General features: G+C 73.8%; 18 protein-coding genes. 13 read left to right on the top strand and 5 right to left on the bottom strand.

The features are described from left to right. The first annotated feature begins 21 nt into the window (after positions 1–21). Together ACFYT9_RS34900 and ACFYT9_RS34895 are read left to right on the top strand one after the other, a co-directional pair. A complete protein-coding gene (locus ACFYT9_RS34900) occupies positions 22–1,236 on the top strand; it encodes a sensor histidine kinase (RefSeq protein WP_389170127.1) in 1,215 nt (404 codons plus the stop codon). Next, positions 1,233–1,919, top strand: a complete 687-nt coding sequence (locus tag ACFYT9_RS34895; protein ID WP_389170124.1) for a response regulator — start codon at positions 1,233–1,235, stop codon at positions 1,917–1,919. The genes ACFYT9_RS34900 and ACFYT9_RS34895 overlap by 4 nt, the downstream gene beginning before the upstream one ends. A 45-nt stretch (positions 1,920–1,964) precedes the next feature. Here the strand turns inward: ACFYT9_RS34895 and ACFYT9_RS34890 are convergent, their stop codons facing one another. Next, positions 1,965–2,969, bottom strand: a complete 1,005-nt coding sequence (locus ACFYT9_RS34890) for a Gfo/Idh/MocA family oxidoreductase (RefSeq protein ID WP_387275917.1) — start codon at positions 2,967–2,969, stop codon at positions 1,965–1,967. A gap of 161 nt (positions 2,970–3,130) precedes the next feature. Here ACFYT9_RS34890 and ACFYT9_RS34885 point away from each other — a divergent pair, with 161 nt between their 5' ends. From ACFYT9_RS34885 to ACFYT9_RS34850, 8 genes are all read left to right on the top strand, one after another. Then, positions 3,131–3,844 (top strand): GntR family transcriptional regulator, encoded by a 714-nt coding sequence (locus ACFYT9_RS34885; protein WP_387275976.1) that lies wholly within the window; start codon positions 3,131–3,133, stop codon positions 3,842–3,844. 98 nt (positions 3,845–3,942) lie between these two features. Continuing rightward, positions 3,943–4,974 (top strand): sugar ABC transporter substrate-binding protein, encoded by a 1,032-nt coding sequence (locus tag ACFYT9_RS34880; protein ID WP_389170121.1) that lies wholly within the window; start codon positions 3,943–3,945, stop codon positions 4,972–4,974. Beyond that, on the top strand, positions 4,971–6,035 hold the full coding sequence (locus ACFYT9_RS34875; protein ID WP_376600836.1) for an ABC transporter permease: 1,065 nt from the start codon (positions 4,971–4,973) through the stop codon (positions 6,033–6,035). The genes ACFYT9_RS34880 and ACFYT9_RS34875 overlap by 4 nt, the downstream gene beginning before the upstream one ends. Next, positions 6,032–6,826: an ATP-binding cassette domain-containing protein gene (locus tag ACFYT9_RS34870; protein ID WP_376600834.1), complete on the top strand. Its 795-nt coding sequence runs from the start codon at positions 6,032–6,034 to the stop codon at positions 6,824–6,826. Before ACFYT9_RS34875 ends, ACFYT9_RS34870 begins: the two co-directional genes overlap by 4 nt. A 56-nt stretch (positions 6,827–6,882) precedes the next feature. Beyond that, the gene (locus tag ACFYT9_RS34865) at positions 6,883–8,046 is read left to right on the top strand and encodes an ROK family glucokinase (protein ID WP_376600832.1); all 1,164 of its coding nucleotides are present in this window, start codon (positions 6,883–6,885) and stop codon (positions 8,044–8,046) included. Continuing rightward, on the top strand, positions 8,043–8,642 hold the full coding sequence (locus ACFYT9_RS34860) for a hypothetical protein (protein ID WP_376600830.1): 600 nt from the start codon (positions 8,043–8,045) through the stop codon (positions 8,640–8,642). The genes ACFYT9_RS34865 and ACFYT9_RS34860 overlap by 4 nt, the downstream gene beginning before the upstream one ends. A 111-nt stretch (positions 8,643–8,753) precedes the next feature. Next, positions 8,754–10,190 carry a DEAD/DEAH box helicase gene (locus ACFYT9_RS34855; protein WP_389170116.1) on the top strand — a complete coding sequence of 479 codons (1,437 nt, stop codon included), beginning with the start codon at positions 8,754–8,756 and terminating at the stop codon, positions 10,188–10,190. A gap of 176 nt (positions 10,191–10,366) precedes the next feature. After that, positions 10,367–11,275 (top strand): zinc-binding alcohol dehydrogenase family protein, encoded by a 909-nt coding sequence (locus ACFYT9_RS34850; protein ID WP_389170113.1) that lies wholly within the window; start codon positions 10,367–10,369, stop codon positions 11,273–11,275. 33 nt (positions 11,276–11,308) lie between these two features. On the opposite strand, the gene ACFYT9_RS34845 is transcribed toward ACFYT9_RS34850, so the two are convergent. Then, positions 11,309–11,980 (bottom strand): ScbR family autoregulator-binding transcription factor, encoded by a 672-nt coding sequence (locus ACFYT9_RS34845; protein WP_387275931.1) that lies wholly within the window; start codon positions 11,978–11,980, stop codon positions 11,309–11,311. Between the two features lie 151 nt (positions 11,981–12,131). Here ACFYT9_RS34845 and ACFYT9_RS34840 point away from each other — a divergent pair, with 151 nt between their 5' ends. Beyond that, positions 12,132–13,109 (top strand): ScbA/BarX family gamma-butyrolactone biosynthesis protein, encoded by a 978-nt coding sequence (locus tag ACFYT9_RS34840; RefSeq protein WP_389170109.1) that lies wholly within the window; start codon positions 12,132–12,134, stop codon positions 13,107–13,109. Here the strand turns inward: ACFYT9_RS34840 and ACFYT9_RS34835 are convergent. From ACFYT9_RS34835 to ACFYT9_RS34825, 3 genes are all read right to left on the bottom strand, one after another. Then, a complete protein-coding gene (locus ACFYT9_RS34835; protein WP_389170106.1) occupies positions 13,086–14,267 on the bottom strand; it encodes a cytochrome P450 in 1,182 nt (393 codons plus the stop codon). The genes ACFYT9_RS34840 and ACFYT9_RS34835 overlap by 24 nt on opposite strands. A gap of 524 nt (positions 14,268–14,791) precedes the next feature. Then, a complete protein-coding gene (locus ACFYT9_RS34830) occupies positions 14,792–15,982 on the bottom strand; it encodes a sensor histidine kinase (RefSeq protein WP_389170103.1) in 1,191 nt (396 codons plus the stop codon). Between the two features lie 473 nt (positions 15,983–16,455). Beyond that, positions 16,456–17,157 carry a ScbR family autoregulator-binding transcription factor gene (locus ACFYT9_RS34825; RefSeq protein ID WP_387280627.1) on the bottom strand — a complete coding sequence of 234 codons (702 nt, stop codon included), beginning with the start codon at positions 17,155–17,157 and terminating at the stop codon, positions 16,456–16,458. 296 nt (positions 17,158–17,453) lie between these two features. Between ACFYT9_RS34825 and ACFYT9_RS34820 the strand changes: the two genes are divergently transcribed. After that, positions 17,454–18,230, top strand: coding sequence for a response regulator transcription factor (locus ACFYT9_RS34820; protein WP_376606123.1), 777 nt, complete (start codon positions 17,454–17,456; stop codon positions 18,228–18,230). Between the two features lie 128 nt (positions 18,231–18,358). Beyond that, positions 18,359–18,451: biotin carboxylase N-terminal domain-containing protein (locus ACFYT9_RS34815; protein WP_280842533.1), on the top strand; the 93-nt coding region annotated here is incomplete at its 3' end.

Here is an 18,451-nt window from a genome sequence, read left to right as displayed (position 1 = left end):
CCGGCTGCGTACATTGCCGATATGACGCGAACCGACCGGCAGCGCTGGCTGCTCCCCTCCCACCTGGTCGAACCGGGCGGGAACGGGGCCGCACGGCCGCGCCGCACGGTACGCGACTGGGTCGTCGACACGCTGGCCTTCCTGCTCGCCGCGCTCTTCGGGCTCGTCGCCGCCGACACCAGCCGCCGCTACAACAGCGAAGCCGTCAACCTGATCGACCAGATCGTCGGCGCCCTCGCCTGCTGCGCGCTCTGGCTGCGCCGCAGGTGGCCGGTCGGCCTCGCCGCCGCGCTCGCCGTCGTCGGCGCCCTCGTCCCCGTCGCCGCCGGGGCCATGCTCGCGAGCCTCTTCAGCGTCGCCGTCCGCCGTCCCTTCCGCGAGATCGTCTGGGTCCTCGGCATCGCCCTCGCCGGCGCCTTCGCCACCGTCTTCGTCCGCCCCGATCCCGAGACCGGCGTCGTCCTCGGGATCGTCCTCGGCGTCGCCCTCACCCTCCTCGTCACCGCCTGGGGCATGCTCGTGCGGGCCCGCCGCCAGCTCGTCGAGGCGCTGCGCGAGCGGGCCGAGCGGGCCGAGGCGGAGGCCGAGCTGCGCGCCGCCCAGGCCCAGCGCCTCGCCCGCGAGGCCATCGCCCGCGAGATGCACGACGTCCTCGCCCACCGGCTCACCCTGCTCAGCGTCCACGCCGGCGCCCTGGAGTTCCGGCCCGACGCCCCGCCCGAGCAGATCGCCCGCGCCGCCGGGGTCATCCGCGACAGCGCCCACGACGCCCTCCAGGACCTGCGCGAGATCATCGGCGTGCTGCGCGCCCCGGGGGAGGAGAGCGGCGGCGGCGACCGGCCGCAGCCGACCCTCGCCACCCTCGGCGCGCTCGTCGACGAGTCCCGCGAGGCCGGGATGAGCGTCCTCCTCGACTCCACGGTCGACGAGCCCGGCTCCGTGCCCGCCGCCACCGGCCGCACCGTCTACCGCATCGCCCAGGAGGGCCTCACCAACGCCCGCAAGCACGCCCCGGGCGCCCGGGTCACCGTCACCCTGCGCGGCCGGCCCGGCGAAGGACTCACCGTCGAGGTACGCAACCCGGCGCCCGCCGGGCCCGTCCCGCACGTCCCCGGCTCCGGCCAGGGCCTCATCGGGCTCTCCGAACGGGCCGCCCTCGCCGGCGGGCGACTCGACCACGGCCCGGCCCCCGGCGGCGGCTTCGCCCTCACCGCCTGGCTACCGTGGCCCCCATGACCATCCGGCTGCTCCTCGTCGACGACGACCCCCTGGTCCGCGCGGGCCTCACCCTGATGCTCGGCGGCGACGCGTCCGTCGAGATCGTCGGCGAGGGCTCCGACGGGAGCGAGGTCCCCGACCTCGTCGCCCGCCTCGCCCCCGACGTCGTCCTCATGGACATCCGCATGCCGCACGTCGACGGGCTCACCGCCACCGAACTGCTGCGCGCCCGGCCCGGCGCGCCCGAGGTGATCGTCCTGACCACCTTCCACGCCGACGAGCAGGTGCTGCGCGCCCTGCGGGCCGGTGCCGCCGGCTTCGTCCTCAAGGACACCCCGCCCGCCGAGATCGTCGCCGCCGTCCACAGGGTCGCCGCCGGCGACCCCGTCCTCTCCCCGGCCGTCACCCGCCAGCTGATGAGCCACGTCGCCGGCCTGCCCGAGGCGCGCCCCCGCCGGAACACCGCCGCCGAACGCCTCGCCGGGCTCGCCGGGCGCGAGCGGGAGGTGGCCGTCGCCGTCGGGCGCGGCGCCTCCAACGCCGAGATCGCCGAGCAGCTGTTCATGAGCGTGCCGACGGTGAAGACGTACGTCTCCCGGCTGCTGGCCAAGCTCGACCTGAACAACCGGGTCCAGATCGCCCTCCTCGTCCACGACGCCGGTCTCCTCGACGAAGGGACCGACAGCCCTGCCGGTGAGTAGGGTGACGCGGACGGTCCGCGCGGCCGGCCGGGCCGTCCCTCCGGATCAGGAAGAGCCGGCCCGGTCCACCCGCACCGGCCGGTGCTCGCGTCGGGAGCGCTCGCAGGCGTCCGCGACCCGGAGCGCGGTCAGGGCCTCACGGCCGTCGCACGGGTTGGGCCCCTCGCCGCGCACCAGGCGCACGAAGGCGTCCAGCTCCGCCTCGTACGCCGGGGCGAAGCGCTCCAGGAAGCCGGGCCACGGCTTCGGCGGGGGCGCGGGGGAGTGGGGCTCCAGCGAGGTGAGCGGGGTGCGCTCGTCCAGGCCCACCGCGAGCTGGTCGCGGTCGCCGGCCAGCTCCATCCGCACGTCGTAGCCGGCGCCGTTGCAGCGGGTCGCCGTCGCCGACACCAGGGTGCCGTCGTCCAGGGTGAGCAGCGCCGCCGCCGTGTCCACGTCACCGGCCTCGCGGAACATCGCCGGGCCCGCGTCCGAGCCGCGCGCGTACACCTCCACGACCTCCCGGCCGGTCACCCACCGCACGATGTCGACGTCGTGCACCATGCAGTCCCGGAAGAGACCACCGGAGAGCGGCAGATAGGCGGCGGGCGGCGGCTCCGGGTCCGAGGTCGCCGTCCGGACCGTGTGCAGCCTGCCGAGACGCCCGGCGCGGACCGCCTCCCTGGCCGCCCGGTACCCCGCGTCGAAGCGCCGCATGAAGCCCAGCTGGAGCTCGGTGCCCGCCTCCGCCACCGCCGCCAGGGCGGCCAGCGTGCCCGGCACGTCCAGCGCGATCGGCTTCTCGCAGAAGACCGGCAGCCCCGCCCGCGCCGCCCGGGCGATCAGCTCCGCGTGCGCGGCCGTCGCCGAGGCGATCACCACCGCGTCCAGGCCCCGGCCCAGCAGCTCCGGCACGTCCGGCGCCGCCTCGGCGCCCACCGCCAGGGCCACCGCCCCGGCCCGCGCCGGATCGGCGTCGGCGACGACCAGCGCGCCGACCCCCGGATGCCGGGCGAGGACCCCCGCGTGAAAACTCCCGATCCGGCCCGTACCGATGAGTCCGATGCGCATGGCCCCACCGTGGGGCGCTCGCGGGACGGTGTCAAGGTTTGTCAGGACAAGCACCGGTGGAGTCCCGGTGGAGCCGACGTGACGCCTTCCCGGCATCCCGGGGCGGGGCTACGCTCCCACCCGTGGCCCAGCAGTCCGGATCCCCCCTGCCGCCGTTCTCCGTGGACCGTACGAGCCCGGTCCCGCTCCACCTCCAGTTGGCCCGGCAGCTGGAGGAGGCCGTCACCGACGGCACGCTGGCCCCCGGCACCCTCCTCGGCAACGAGATCGACCTCGCCGCCCGCCTCGGCCTCTCCCGGCCCACCGTCCGCCAGGCCCTCCGCACCCTCGTCGACCAGGGACTCCTCGTCCGCCGCCGGGGCGTCGGCACCCAGGTCGTCCACTCCCGCGTCCGCCGCTCCCCGGAGCTCAGCAGCCTCTACGACGACCTGGAGGCGGCCGGCCACCGGCCCGCCACCCGCGTCCTCGCCGACCGGCTCGAACCCGCCGGCCCCGCCGTCGCCGCCGCCCTCGGCGTCCCCGAGGGCACCGAGGTCCAGTACCTGGAGCGGCTGCGCACCGCCCACGGCGAGCCCCTGGCCTACCTCCGCAACCACCTCCCCGCCGGGCTCGTCGACACCGCCGCCCTGGAGACCACCGGCCTCTACCGGCTCCTCCGCTCGGCCGCGCTCACCCTGCACACCGCCCGCCAGTCCATCGGCGCCCGCGCCGCCGCGCCCGAGGAGGCCGCCCTCCTGGCGGAGGAGCCCGGCGCGCCGCTGCTCACCATGGAGCGCGTCACCTTCGACGCCACCGGCCGGCCCGTCGAGTCCGGCTCCCACCTCTACCGCCCCGGACGCTACTCCTTCGAGTTCCGGCTGATGGTCCGTCCGTAGGGCCGCCGGAGCGCGGGAAGGGCCCCGCGGCGAGCCCCGCCACCCGCATGACCGATACTGCAATGCACGCAGAAGGACACAAAGGAGGGCACGGCCTCGTGACCAGGCTTCGGACAGGGCTTCGGACAGGAGGGGTACGCGCCGCTTTCGGCGCCGTGCTCGCCGTCGCGCTCACAGTGTCGCTCGCCGGGTGCAGCAGCACCGGCGGCAAGCGGGCGGAGGACGCCCGCAAGGCCGCGGCGGCCCAGGGCCGGGCGGCCGTCGACACCCCCCGCTGGACCTTCGCCATGGTGACCCACTCGGGCGACGGGGACACCTTCTGGGACATCGTCCAGAACGGCGCCGAGCAGGCCGCCGCCAAGGACAACATCAACTTCCTCTACGCCCACAGCGACGAGTCCCAGCAGCAGGCGCAGCTGATCGACTCGTACGTCGCCAAGGGCGTCGACGGGCTCATCGTCACCCTCGCCAAGCCCGACGCCATGAAGGCCGCCGTCGAGAAGGCCGTGAAGGCCGGCATCCCGGTGATCACCGTGAACTCCGGCGCCGAGCAGTCCAAGGCCTTCGGCGCCCTCACCCACATCGGCCAGGACGAGACCGTCGCCGGCCAGGCCGTCGGCGAGGAGCTGACGAAGCGCGGCAGGAAGAAGGCCCTCTGCGTCCTGCACGAGCAGGGCAACGTCGGCCACGAGCAGCGCTGCGCCGGCACGAAGGAGACCTTCGGCGGCGAACTGGTCAACCTCTACGTCGACGGCACCAACATGCCCGACGTGAAGGCGTCCATCGAGGCCAAGCTCCAGTCCGACAAGGACGTCGACGCCGTCCTCACCCTCGGCGCCCCCTTCGCCGACGCCGCCGTGCAGGCCGCGAAGAGCGCCGGCAGCAAGGCCGAGATCGACACCTTCGACCTCAACGCCAAGGTCGCCGCCGCCCTGGAGGCCGGCACCCTCGGCTTCGCCGTCGACCAGCAGCCGTACCTCCAGGGGTACGAGGCCGTCGACCTGCTCTGGCTCTACCGCTACAACGCCGACGTCCTCGGCGGCGGCAAGCCCGTCCTCACCGGACCGCAGATCATCACCAAGGACCAGGCCGGAGCCCTGAAGCGGTACACGGAGCGGGGGACCCGATGAGCGCCGCCGCACCCCCGTCCGCGCCGGGCGACGGTGTCGACCACGTCGACGAACGGCTGCTGCGCACCACCCCGCTGAAGAAGCTCCTCGCCCGCCCCGAACTGGGCTCGATCGTCGGAGCGATCGCCGTCTTCGTCTTCTTCGCGGTCGCCGCCGACAGCTTCCTGCGCCCCTCCAGCCTCGGCACCGTCCTCTACGCGGCCTCCACCCTCGGCATCATGGCCGTCCCGGTCGCGCTGCTGATGATCGGCGGCGAGTTCGACCTCTCGGCCGGCGTCCTGGTCACCAGCTCCGCGCTGGTGTCCTCGATGTTCAGCTACCAGATGACCGCGAACGTCTGGGTCGGCGTCGGCGTCTCGCTCCTGGTCACCCTGGCCGTCGGCGCCTTCAACGGCTTCATGCTGACCCGTACGAAACTGCCCAGCTTCATCATCACGCTCGGCACCTTCCTCATGCTGACCGGCCTGAACCTGGGCCTCACCAAACTGATCGCCGGCACCGTCTCCACCAAGTCGATCGCCGACATGGAGGGCTTCCCCTCCGCCCACTCCGTCTTCGCCTCGACCCTCACGGTCGGGAGCGTGGAGTTCAAGGTCACCATCCTGTGGTGGCTCGGCCTGGTCGCGGTGGCCACCTGGATCCTGCTCCGCACCCGCTTCGGGAACTGGATCTTCGCCGTCGGCGGCGGCGCCGACGCGGCCCGCGCGGTCGGCGTCCCGGTCCACCGGACCAAGATCGGCCTCTACATGGGCGTCGCCTTCTGCGCCTGGATCGCCGGCCAGCACCTGCTCTTCTCCTTCGACGTCGTCCAGTCCGGCGAAGGCGTCGGCAACGAGCTGATCTACATCATCGCGGCCGTCATCGGCGGCTGCCTGATCACCGGCGGCTACGGCTCCGCCATCGGCTCCGCCGTCGGCGCCCTCATCTTCGGCATGACCAGCAAGGGCATCGTCTACGCCGAGTGGAACCCCGACTGGTTCAAGTTCTTCCTCGGCGCGATGCTGCTGCTCGCCACGCTCCTGAACGCCTGGATCCGCAAGCGCGTGGAGGCCACCAAGTGACGACCGACACCGCCCCCCTGGTGCAGCTCGACGACGTCTCCAAGTACTACGGCAACATCCGCGCCCTCGAAGGGGTCTCCCTGGAGGTCCGGGCCGGCGAGATCACCTGCGTCCTCGGCGACAACGGCGCCGGCAAGTCCACCCTCATCAAGATCGTCGCGGGCCTCCACCGGCACGACGCCGGCACCTTCCGCATCGAGGGCGAGGAGGTCGGCCTCGCCAACCCGCGCGACGCCCTCGACCGCGGCATCGCCACCGTCTACCAGGACCTCGCCGTCGTCCCGCTGATGCCCGTCTGGCGGAACTTCTTCCTCGGCTCCGAGCCCACGCGCGGCAAGGGCCCCTTCAAGCGGCTCGACGTCGAACGGATGCGGACCACCACCCGCGAGGCGCTGCTCCGCATGGGCATCGACCTCCGCGACGTCGACCAGCCCATCGGCACCCTCTCCGGCGGCGAACGCCAGTGCGTGGCCATCGCCCGCGCGGTCCACTTCGGCGCCAAGGTCCTCGTCCTCGACGAGCCCACGGCCGCCCTCGGCGTCAAGCAGTCCGGCGTCGTCCTCAAGTACGTGGCCGCCGCCCGTGACGAGGGTCTCGGGGTGGTCCTCATCACCCACAACCCCCACCACGCCTATCTCGTCGGCGACCGGTTCGTGCTGCTCAAGCGCGGGGTGATGGCCGCGAGCCACACCAAGGCGTCGGTGACGCTCGACGAGTTGACCCGCCAGATGGCGGGCGGCAGCGAGCTGGACGACCTCCGCCACGAGCTGGAGCGCCCCTCAGGCCCGTGACCCGCCCCGAGGTTTCATCACGCGGACCCGACCTCCCGCCTGGCAGAATCGAGCCGGTGAACACCTACCGTGACTCCGCGGCCCGGGGCGGTGTCCTGCGGACCGTCGGGACCCGCGAGCGGCGCTCCCACCTCTCGGCGCCCCGGGTGCCGACGGTGGGCATCGACATCGGCGGGACCAAGGTGATGGCGGGCGTCGTCGACGCCGACGGCACCATCCTGGAGAAGATCCGCACCGAGACCCCGGACAAGTCCAAGAGCCCCAAGGTCGTCGAGGACACCATCGTCGAACTGGTCCTGGACCTCTCCGACCGCCACGACGTGCACGCCGTCGGCATCGGCGCGGCCGGCTGGGTCGACGCCGACCGGGCCCGCGTCCTCTTCGCCCCCCACCTCGCCTGGCGCAACGAACCCCTCCGCGACGCCCTCCAGGACCGGCTGGCCGTCCCCGTCATGGTGGACAACGACGCCAACACGGCCGCCTGGGCCGAGTGGCGCTTCGGCGCCGGACGCGGCGAGGACCACCTCGTCATGATCACCCTCGGCACGGGCATCGGCGGCGCCATCCTGGAGGACGGCCGGGTCAAGCGGGGCAAGTACGGCGTCGCCGGCGAGTTCGGGCACATGCAGGTCGTGCCCGGCGGCCACCGCTGCCCCTGCGGCAACCGCGGCTGCTGGGAGCAGTACAGCTCCGGAAACGCCCTGGTCCGCGAGGCCCGTGAGCTCGCCGCGGCCGACTCCCCGGTGGCGTACAACATCATCGACCGGGTGAAGGGGAACGTCCCCGAGATCACCGGCCCGCTCATCACCGAGCTGGCCCGCGAGGGCGACGCCATGTGCGTCGAACTGCTCCAGGACATCGGGCAGTGGCTCGGCGTCGGCATCGCCAACCTCGCCGCCGCCCTCGACCCCTCCTGCTTCGTCATCGGCGGCGGCGTCTCCGCCGCCGACGACCTGCTCATCGGCCCGGCCCGGGACGCCTTCCGCCGCCACCTCACCGGCCGCGGCTACCGCCCCGAGGCCCGGATCACCCGCGCGCAGCTCGGCCCCGAGGCCGGCATGGTCGGCGCCGCCGACCTGGCCCGGCTCGTCGCCCGCCGCTTCCGCCGCGCCAACCGGCGCCGGGTGGAGCGGTACGAGAGGTACGAGCGGTACGCGCAGGCGTTCCGCCCGGGCACGCACGGCCGCTCCTCCCGCACCCCCGAGGACCCCGGCTCATGACCGTGCACCGTCCGTCCCCGCGGCCGGAGGAGCGGCTGCCCGAGCAGCGGACGCCGCGGGAGCGAATGCCGGAGGACCGGGGGCGGATGATCCGCCGCCGCTGGCTGACGGCGGTCATCATCGTCCTCCTCGTCGGCATCCCGGCCGGCTATCTGGTGATCTCCGCCGGGCAGAGCCGGGAGAGTGGCATCGACAAGGAGCGCGAGTCCTCCGTCGCCGGCCTCCAGGACAACTGGCCCTCGCTGATGAAGCGCCGGGTCTTCGAGGTCCCCGTCCCGGCGGGCGCGTCCGGGGTGGCCTACTACGAGACCAGCAACTGGCGGACCAGCCGGCTGTACGTGCAGTTCACCACCACGGCGACCGGCCTCGACACCTTCCTCGCCGAGTCGGGCACCAGCCGGTCCGCGCTCACCCCGGGCCTGATCAGCGTCTCCGACCGGGACGCGGACATCGTCGGCTGGACCTTCGACGACGGCCTGACCTGGGCGGGCACCACGGTCACCCGCGAGGAACCGCGCCCCGCCACCAACCTCACCGTGGACCTCACGGACCCGGCCTTCCCCCGGGTCTTCGCGGTCTCCACCACCAGCCCCTGACCGCCCCCGCCCCACCTCCTCCCCGTCGAACGGCATCTACCGCCCCGCCGCCGGGCCGACCGGTCCGTTCGCCGGGCGTGGTGACCCCGCGGGTGACCCACAATGGAACCCATGAACAGTTCCCCCCGCCCGGACCGCGGCCCCCGTCCCTCCGCCTCCAAGGACGACTTCGCGCAGCCGGTCAGCCACACGCCGGCCCTGCCCGCCGTCGGCTCCTTCGACGAGCTCGGGCTGCCCGCCGAGGTGCGGGAACTGCTCAGCGCGCGGGGCGTCACCACCCCGTTCCCGATCCAGGCCGCCACCCTGCCGGACGCCCTCGCCGGGCGGGACGTGCTGGGGCGGGCGCGGACCGGGTCCGGCAAGACCCTCGCCTTCGGGCTGCCGCTGCTCGCGCGCACCGCCGGGCTGCGGGCCGAGGCGCGCAAGCCGCGGGCCCTCGTCCTCGTCCCCACCCGCGAGCTGGCCCAGCAGGTCACCGACGCGCTCGCCCCCTACGCGGCGGCGCTGCGGCTGCGGATGACCACCGTGGTCGGCGGCATGTCGATGGGCCGGCAGGCCACCGCGCTCCGCGAGGGCGCCGAGGTCGTCGTCGCGACCCCCGGCCGGCTCATGGACCTCGTCGAGCGCAAGGACGTCCGCCTCGACCGGGTCGGCATCACCGTCCTCGACGAGGCCGACCAGATGGCCGACATGGGCTTCATGGACCAGGTCACCGGCCTGCTCGACCTCGTCCGCGAGGGGGGCCAGCGGCTGCTGTTCTCCGCCACCCTCGACCGGAACGTCGACCTCCTGGTCCAGCGTTACCTCCACGACCCGGTGGTCCACTCCGTGGACCCCTCGGCCGCCGCCGTCACCACCATGGAGCACCACGTCCTCCAGGTGCACGGCGCCGACAAGTTCGCCACCGCCACGGAGATCGCCGCCCGCGACGGGCGCGTGATCATGTTTCTGGCGACCAAGGCCGCCGTCGACCGCTTCACCGCGCACCTGCTCGGCAGCGGCGTACGGGCCGCCGCCCTGCACGGCGACAAGTCGCAGCCGCTGCGGACCCGCACGCTGGAGCGGTTCCGCACCGGCGAGGTGCCGGTCCTGGTCGCCACGAACGTCGCCGCGCGCGGCATCCACGTCGACGACATCGACCTCGTCGTCAACGTCGACCCGCCGGCCGATCACAAGGACTACCTGCACCGCGGCGGGCGCACCGCCCGGGCCGGCGGCTCCGGCACCGTGGTCACGCTGGTCGTGCCCGACCAGCGCAAGGACGTGCTCCGCCTCATGGCCGACGCGGGGCTGCGGCCCCGGGTCACCCAGGTCCGCTCCGGCGAGGCCGAGCTCAGCCGCATCACCGGCGCCAAGGCCCCGTCCGGCGTCCCCGTCGCCGGCAGCGCGCCCAGCGCCGAGCGCCCCAAGCGCGGCGGCGCGCAGTTCCGCGGCATGGGCACCGTCCCCGGCAAGCCCGGCCGTGCCAAGAACGAGTCCCGCCGCTCCGCCGAGGAGCGCAAGCTCGCCGAAGCCCGCAAGGCCGCCCGCGTCCGCCGCGGCCACTGACCCCGCGCTGCCTGCGGAACCGGGCCGCCGGGGGGTTGTGGACCACCATCGACGCGTACGGCACGGAGGCCGTCCCCGCGTTCCGCCGAGGCGTGCGGCACCTCGCCCGGCGATGGGACGGCGAGGCCGAGGGTTGTACCGCCGGGTCGTCGGAAAGCCGGGTAACGTTCCTGACCATGCTCGCGATACGGTTCGACCGTTTCGGCGGTCCCGAGGTCCTCACGCCCGTCGACGTCCCCGCCCCCGTGCCCGGGCCGGGCGAGACCCTGATCACCGTGGAGGCGGCCGGCGTCAACTTCGCCGACACCTTCCAGACGGACGGGTCCTACCTCTCCTCCGACCTGCTGCCGTACGTGCCGGGCAGCGAGGTGGTCGGCCGCACCGGCGACGGCCGCCGGGTCCTCGCCAAGGTCGTCCACGGTTACGCGGAACAGGCCGTCGCCCGGGAGTCGGCCCTGGTCGAGGTCCCCGAGGAACTGGACGCGGCACAGGCCCTCGCCCTCCTCACCCAAGGGCTCACCGCCTGGCACCTGCTGCGCTCCGCGGCCCGGCTCGTGCCCGGCGAGAGCGTCGTGGTCCACTCCGCCGCGGGCGGCGTGGGGAGCCTCGCGGTCCAGCTGGCCCGGGAGTTCGGCGCGGGTCGCGTCCTCGCGCAGGCGTCCACGCCGGAGAAGGAGCGACTCGCGCTGGAACTGGGCGCCGACGAGGCCGCCCGCTATCCGCTGCCGCTGCGCGCGGACGTCATCCTGGACGCGGCCGGCGGCGCGCTCTTCGACCACGCGCTCGGTTCGCTCGCCGACTTCGGACGGCTCGTCACCTACGGCAACGCCTCCCGGACCGCCTTCGCCGCGCTCGACCCGCAGCGGCTCAGCCGGCTCAACGCGGCCGTGGTCGGCTTCTGGCTGCGACCCACTCTGGCCCGCCCGGGGGCCCTTCACGAACCCCTGAAGGAACTCTTCGCCCTCACGCTCCAGGGCCGGCTCCGTCCGGTGACCGGCGTCGCGTACCCCCTCGCCGAGGCCCGCGCGGCCCACGCCGACCTGCGGGAGCGCCGCACGACCGGCAAGGTCGTCCTGCTGCCCTGACCGCGCGGGGCGCTCCCGGGGAGCGCGGCCCCGTCACGCGGACTGGGCCGCCTCTTCCGGGGCAGGCTCGGCCGCGTTCTGCGCGCGCGCCTGTTCGAGCAGCGCGTCGGAGCGGGCCGGGGAGGTGTCGACGCGCTGGAGGACGGCCGGCATCGTGATCCCCGGCAGGAGCAGCTCGTACAGCTTCGACGTCAGACGGACGAGTTCCTGCTCGGTGCCGGAGGCCAGGGCCATCAGCTGCATGCCGGTGAACGCGCCCACCAGCACCTCCGCCGTCCCCATGAGGTCGACGGATTCGTAGATCTCGCCCGCCTCCTTCGCCTCGGCGAGCTGCCGGGCGGTGAGGTCCGTCCACATGGGCCAGGGGCCGCCGAAGAAGGCGCCCGCCCCCTGGTCGGCCGCCAGCCGGGCGGCGCCCCGCAGGATCGGCTCGTTGGGCAGGCGGCGCGACAGGAGCAGTCCCGTGTCCACCAGCGCCTGCACCTTGACCGGGTGTTCGACCGTGCCGGTCACCGCGTGCTCCAGGACCCCGCGGGCGAGTTCCTCCTTGGAGGCGAAGTGGAAGTACAGGGCGCCCTTGGTCACCTGTGCCTGGGTGAGGATCTCGGCGATGTTCGCCGCCTCGTAACCACGGCGGGCGAACACCTCCGCAGCAGCCGTCAGTACCGCGTTGCGGGTTCGGATAGCGCGTGGTTGTCGTGCCACCGCATGGCCTCCTTGCCATCTGTTGTTTGACCAACCTATGTACTGGCCCGGGTTGAAAAGAAAACCGGCTCGTCCGTATCTTACCGAACAAGGGGGAGACCGGAACCTTTCCGGTCACCGATCCGAACACGGGGGAACCATGATCGACGTCATGTCGCGCGACACCGAGACCACCCGTCCCGGCAGCACGCCGTGCCTGTCCACCACCGGCGCGTCGCCGTCCGACGGGCTGCCGCTGCCGGCTCCGACGCCCTCGTTCACGCACCGCGTGGACGAGCGGGACGTCCTCGTCACCCGCTGGTGGCGCCGCAGCGAGACCGAGTTCGCCTTCGACGTCGACTGGTCGGGGGGCCACTGCTTCTTCGACGCCGCCCCCGGCGCCGCCCACTCCGAGATGCTCGTCGCGCAGACGATCCGGCAGACGGGCCTCCTCGTCGCCCACGCCGGACTGGGCATCACCCGCTCCCACGAGTTCCTGATGGACTCGATGCGGTACGAGACCCACCCGCACTACCCCACGGCGGGCCTGGCCCCCGGGCCGATGACCGCGACCGCCGTGTGCGTCCTGTCCGGCCGCCGCACCCTCGACATAGGGATCACCGTCCGGCACGCCGGCGGGGTCTTCCTCACCAGCTCCTCGCGCTTCGGCTGGGTGTCGAAGGACGTCTACCGCAGGCTGCGCGGCGCCTACGCGGCCGCCCGGCCCGGCACCGCCCCCGCCCCGGTGCCGCCCGCGCTGGTGGGACGCAGGACGGAGTCGGAGGTCGCCCTCGCCCCGACCGGCCGCCCCGGCCGCTGGCTGCTGCGGGGCGACACCGGGAACCCGGCGCTCTTCGACCACGCCGTCGACCACGTGCCGGGCCTCGTCCTCACCGAGGCCGCGCACCAGGCGGCCTACGCCTTCGTGGGAGACCCGGCGTTCTGCCCGGTCTCCACCGATGTGACGGCCCGGCAGTACGTCGAGTTCGACGCCCCCTGCTGGATCGAGGCCCGCGAGGTGCCCACCCGGCTGCGGGGGGCGCGGGCCGTCGAGGTCCTCGGCGTCCAGCGCGGCCGGACGGCGTTCAGCTGCGTCATCGAGGGCGTGCGCTCGCCGGCCTTCGGGTCAGGGCCGGTCTCCGGCGCGTGACGGACCGGCGGGGCCCCGGCGGGCCCCGCCGGTCACCAGGGGCAGCTCCCGGTGGCCGTTGGAGATGAACGAGGCCAGGGGCCGCAACTCCGTGCCGGGCGCGGCGAGCGCGAGGTGCGGGAACCGCTCGAAGAGCGCCGACAGGGCGATGACGGCTTCCATCCGGGCCAGCGGCGCGCCCAGGCAGTGGTGCGCGCCGTGCCCGAAGGAGAGGTGGGTGCGCCGGGTCGCCCGGGTGACGTCGAAGGCGTCCGCGTCGGGGCCGTGCGTCCCGGGGTCCCGCCCGGCGCCGGCCACGGAGATCACCACCGCGTCGCCCCGCGGTATCACGACGTCGCCGAGGTCGACGTCCTCCACCGCGTAACGGAGCAGGAGGTGGGCGGCGGGCGGCTGCCAGCGCAGCGTCTCCTCGACCGCGTCCTCCCACGAGGCCCCGCCCGCGCGGATCAGCGCGAGCTGGTCGGGATGGGTCAGCAGGGCGTGCACGGCGTGGTCGATGAGGTTCACGGACGTCTCGTAACCCGCCGACAGCAGATGGACGAGGGTGTCCAGGAGCTCCTGCTCGTCGCAGCGGCCCTCGGCCTGCCAGGCGTGGACGAGACCGCTGGTGAGGTCGTCGCCGGGCGCGCGGCGCTTCGCCGCCGCCAGATCGGTCAGCAGTCCGTACAGGACACCGGCGCAGTGCCGCACCTCCGCGATGTCCGTCGAGGTCTCGAAGAGGCGGTCGAAGAGCGCGCACAGCTCGCCCCGCGTCTCCTCGGGGACGCCGAACAGCTCGCAGATGATCCGGGCCGGCAGCGGGACGGCGAACTCGGCGCGCAGGTCGAAGGGGTGCCGGGGCGGGAGCGCCGCCAGCCGGTCGAGCAGTTCGGCGGTGACCTTCTCGACGGCGGGGCGCATGGCCTCGGTCCGGCGGGCGGTGAAGGAGGAGGCGACGAGGCCGCGCAGCCGGGCGTGCTCGGCGCCGTACGCGGTGAACATGCTGCGGATCGACACCCACATCGACAGGGACCAGTCCGCGGACACCTCGCCGCTGATCCAGGCGGGCCAGTGCCGCTCGGGGTCCTTGGAGAGGCGGGGGTCGGCGAGCAGGCGTCTGCCGGTGTCGTAGCCGGGGACCGACCAGGCCGGGACTCCGCCGGGGAGCTCGATCCGCACGGCGGATCCTCCCCGGTTCCGGATGGCCGCCGTCTCGGCGTGGATGTCACGCCCTTGCGGGTCGAGGACGAAAGGGCATGTCGCGGGCTCTGGCTGGAGGGCCACTTCTGTTCTCCCGTATCGGTGTGAAGAGGGTGTGCGGGGACGCTGCCGGGGCGGGTGCCGGGGCACCCCGTGCGGCGACCACCCGCGGGCCGGCGACCGGGATCAGGTCGCGGGGTACGGAGGGAGGGGCGCCGTCGCCCGGGGAGCGCGGCGCGGAGGGCCGCGCCGGTCGGGTGGAGACGGGCGGGCAGGGCGGGGCGGGGTGGGTGGACCCCCCAGGGCGCGTCGGTGCCCCCGCCCGGTCGGGCGGGGGCACCGGACGACCGGGCGACCGGACGGATGGCGGTCTGGGGGTCGGGCGGTGGTGCGGCGGCCGACCCCGGGACCTGCCCCCGGCACCATAAGAACCGCTCGGCCGGTATGGTGCCGGTCTTCCCGTGTGGGGCTGCCGGTACGGAGAGTGCCGGGGCGACGGCGGCTCAGGGCCGTGGGCGCAGCGGCACGTGGATGTCGACGGTGGTGCCCTCGCCGACCACGCTCTCGATCGAGAGCCGGCCTCCGATGTGCTCGACGCGGTCCTTGACGGACCGCAGGCCGTGGCCGCGCGCGCCGGGGCCGTCGAGGTCGGGCAGGAAGCCGACGCCGTCGTCCTTGACCCGGACGTGGCACCAGCGGCGGGTGACGCGACTGGTGACCGTGATCCGGCCGGCCTCGGCGTGGACGAGGCCGTTGCGCAGGCACTCCCGCACGGCGAGCAGCAGTTCGCGCCGCCAGGCGGTGGGCATCAGGCGCTCGTCGCCGGTGCACACGACGGTCACGGGCGGCGCCGCCTCGGGCGCCGTCCGGTCGGCGAGTTCCTCGACCGCCTGGCGGAGGGTGGGGAGCGCGGTGTCGTTGCGCAGCCCCGTGATGAGGTCGCCGGCCTGGCCGACGGCCGCGCGCAACGAGTCCGCGGCGGCGTCGAGGTGACCGTGGCGGTCCTCGGTGCGCCGCGCGCACTCCAGCAGGCGCAGGGCCTCCGACAGCCGGGTACCGAGCTCGTCGTGCAACTCGCGGGCGAGGCGGCGCCGTTCGTGCCAGAGGGCCCCTTCGGCGGCGAGCGGGTCGCCGTCCCCGCCGCCCGGTGCGGACGAGGGGGCCCGCAAGGCCGCCGTGTGGTGCTCGCGGATCGCCTGGCTCAGCGGCTTGACCAGGGCGGTCGCGCGGGAGACGGCGTGGGCGGCCGGGGTGCTCGCCAGGACGTGGCGCAGGGCGCACTCGGTCAGCAGGGCGCCGGCCGCGGAGGCGAGCGCGGGAGCCAGGGCGGGGACGGCCGGGCCGTGGGGCACGATCCGGGGCGCGGCACCGGTGGCGATGCCCTGGGCGTCTTCCAGCACGCGCCGGGCGTAGACGTTCAGGACGATCCGTACGGCGCCGTCCTCGGAGTCCGGGGAGGGGGCGAGCCCGAGGACGGCGGGCAGCCGCTCGTCGAACCGGCGCAGGACGGCGACCGCCTCGGTGGGGCGCAGCACCCCGTCCGCCGGTCCGTCCTCGGCCCGGCGCGGGGCGGGGACCGCCCCGCGGGTCCGGGGCGCCGTCCGGCTCGTCACCGTGTGGGCGACCCCGTGTGTGTAGGCCGGGGCGGAACGTCGCAGCCCGTCCTGGAGGGCCGCGGCGAATCCGCGTCCCACGAATGCTTCCAGCAGGCCGATGCCCGCGTGATCGGAGGGAGAACCCGTCTCCACCATGAGCCCCCGTGCTCTAGGCCGGTGGGCGGGCCACCGGACTCGTCCGCCGTCGCGGGGACGGGCAGACCCTCCCGCTCCGGCGCTTACGGAGAAAATAACAAACCGGATGGACTGTTTGTCAAGGAAGGGTGAGGGGGTCAGGGATGGGGTGGGTGAGAGATCGGGGGGAGATGAGGGGAGAGGGGAGGGGGAGGGGAGGGCATCGACCGGGCACGGCGGGGGAGTTGCCGGTCGATGCCCTCCGGGCCGCCCCCGGTCGCCAGGGGTGACCCGGCGGTCCGGCGTCCTCGGGCCGCGGACGGGGCGGTGGCGTCGCGGCACGGACGGTTCTGTGACGCCGGGTCGGCGTCGCGGCCGGGCCCGAGGGTCAGGCAGTGGGGGGCGGGGCGGGGTGGGGCGGGGGCGGGGCCGGGCCCTCAGGGTTCCGCGGGTTTCCGCGGGGGCGTCTGCGCCGGTAGCGGCACGGGGGCCCGCGGGGTCGCCCTTTCGAGCGCCACGATGACGGAGTCCCCGCCGCGGGGGTCCACCGCGCGGAGCGCGGCGACGGTGGCGATCCGGGGCAGCAGCAGCCGCCACAGCACGGTCAGCGAGGCGCGCGACAGCCATTCGGTCTCGTCCCCGGCCAGGACCTCGAGTCCGGTGGTCGCCGCGACCACGACGGTGGCCACCTCGCGGTGCGACACCCCGTCGGCGAGCGCGCCCTCGTCGGCGGCCTGGGAGAGGAGCGACTGTACGCAGCTCTGCCACTCCTGGCGCAGATTCAGCTCCGGACGCCCGACGGCGTCGCAGTTGAGCCGGTAGCCGGCGCGTACCACCACGTCCTGCTGCAGCAGGCGCGCCAGGGCGTGCGAGGTGTCCGTCAGTGTCTGCAGCGCCGCGGCGTTCCGTTCCTGCGCCGCGCGCGCGGCGCGGCGCAGGGACCGGGACGCCTCGTTCTCGACGGCCTGTGCCACCGCCGCCTTGTTCTCGAAGTGGAAGTGCAGTGCTCCGGAGCTGACTCCGGCGCCGGCGCTGATCTCGGCCAGGCGTGCCTGCGCGTACCCACGTTGCTCGAACAGTTCGGCCGCAGAGCGAATCAGTGCGTAGCGGGTGCGGGCGGCCCGTTCTTGTTTGCTCACTCGTGGCTCCCGAAGGGCACCGCGCGGGGCGGCGGTGACTGTACTCGGGAATATACCAAACCAACTGCGTGGTTTGCATACAGTCGGGCCGCGCTCCTTGGGGAGCGGGTGGTGACGCGAGAGGGTGACATTGAGACCCAAAAGGGCAGTTTCCGGCCCTTCTTGCGACCGGCATGCCGGAGCTGACGCTCCGTCATCGCTGGTCAGGTCTTTGACAAACCGGATCAGCGGTTTGTAATCTCCTGGTTGAAGGAACAACGGGGATGCGCCAATGCGCGGATGTGCAGGAGCGGCAGATGAAGCGGCAGTCCACAGACCTACTCGAAGCACGCGTACCGCGAGAACACGGGGAGGGGAGGGACGTGCCCGCTTCGCGCGTACCGGCAGCGCCGTCCGCCCCGGGCAAGGAAGCCCTGCGGGTGCTCGTCGTGGAGAGCGAGCCGCGCGCCGCCGACTCCCTGGTGCAGGGCCTGCGTCGGCACGGGTACCGGGCGCAGAGCGTGGCCACCGGGAGCGCGGCCCTCCGGGAGTACCGGAACGCCGACCTCATCCTGCTCGACCTCGACCTGCCGGACCTGGACGGCCTGGAGGTCTGCCGGGGCGTCCGCGCCGACGCGGACACCCCGGTCATCGCGGTCACCGCCCGGGACACCGAACTGGACCGGGTCCTCGGCCTGCAGGCGGGCGCGGACGACTACATGGTCAAGCCGTACGGATTCCGCGAACTGATGGCGCGGATCGAGGCTGTGATGCGCCGGGTCCGCATGCAGCCGGCGCTCGCCCAGGTCATCACCCGGGGCCCGCTGCGCATCGACGCGGGAACCCGCGAGGTCCGGCTCCACGGGGAGCCGGTCGACGTGACGCGCAAGGAATTCGACCTGCTGCACCTGCTCGCCTCCCAGCCCGACAGCGTCGTCTCCCGGAAACAGCTGATGACCCAGGTCTGGGAGGATTCCTGGTCGCGTCCAGGACGCACCATCGACACCCATGTCAGCAGTCTGCGCAACAAACTCGGCTCCAGCCGGTGGATCCTCACCGTCAGGGGAGTCGGGTTCCGTCTCGGAAATCTGTGAATTCTCCTCGTGGAGCCCCCGCATTTCACCGAACCCTGTACTGGCGGAGGTTGATTCCTGAAGGAGTGCTGGTCAAGGTGGAGGAAGTCATGTATTCCGTACCCGGACATCAGGAGAAGTGAATCGTCGTGCGCAAGGTGCTCATCGCCAACCGTGGCGAAATCGCTGTTCGTGTCGCCCGTGCCTGCCGGGATGCCGGGATCGCGAGCGTAGCTGTCTAC

This window comes from Streptomyces sp. NPDC004435 (genome assembly GCF_042873895.1).
GTDB lineage: Bacteria > Actinomycetota > Actinomycetes > Streptomycetales > Streptomycetaceae > Streptomyces.
The sequence above is the reverse complement of the archived record's forward strand: the minus strand, read 5'-3'. Positions and strand labels throughout refer to the sequence as shown.

Bases quoted from the DNA above. Each gene is read 5' to 3' on its own strand.
- ACFYT9_RS34895 (WP_389170124.1), top strand. From the start codon at position 1,233: ATGACCATCCGGCTGCTCCTCGTCGACGACGACCCCCTGGTCCGCGCG.
- ACFYT9_RS34860 (WP_376600830.1), top strand. From the start codon at position 8,043: ATGACCGTGCACCGTCCGTCCCCGCGGCCGGAGGAGCGGCTGCCCGAG.
- ACFYT9_RS34840 (WP_389170109.1), top strand. From the start codon at position 12,132: ATGTCGCGCGACACCGAGACCACCCGTCCCGGCAGCACGCCGTGCCTG.
- ACFYT9_RS34890 (WP_387275917.1), bottom strand. From the start codon at position 2,969: ATGCGCATCGGACTCATCGGTACGGGCCGGATCGGGAGTTTTCACGCG.
- ACFYT9_RS34850 (WP_389170113.1), top strand. From the start codon at position 10,367: ATGCTCGCGATACGGTTCGACCGTTTCGGCGGTCCCGAGGTCCTCACG.
- ACFYT9_RS34855 (WP_389170116.1), top strand. From the start codon at position 8,754: ATGAACAGTTCCCCCCGCCCGGACCGCGGCCCCCGTCCCTCCGCCTCC.
- ACFYT9_RS34900 (WP_389170127.1), top strand. From the start codon at position 22: ATGACGCGAACCGACCGGCAGCGCTGGCTGCTCCCCTCCCACCTGGTC.
- ACFYT9_RS34820 (WP_376606123.1), top strand. From the start codon at position 17,454: ATGAAGCGGCAGTCCACAGACCTACTCGAAGCACGCGTACCGCGAGAA.
- ACFYT9_RS34875 (WP_376600836.1), top strand. From the start codon at position 4,971: ATGAGCGCCGCCGCACCCCCGTCCGCGCCGGGCGACGGTGTCGACCAC.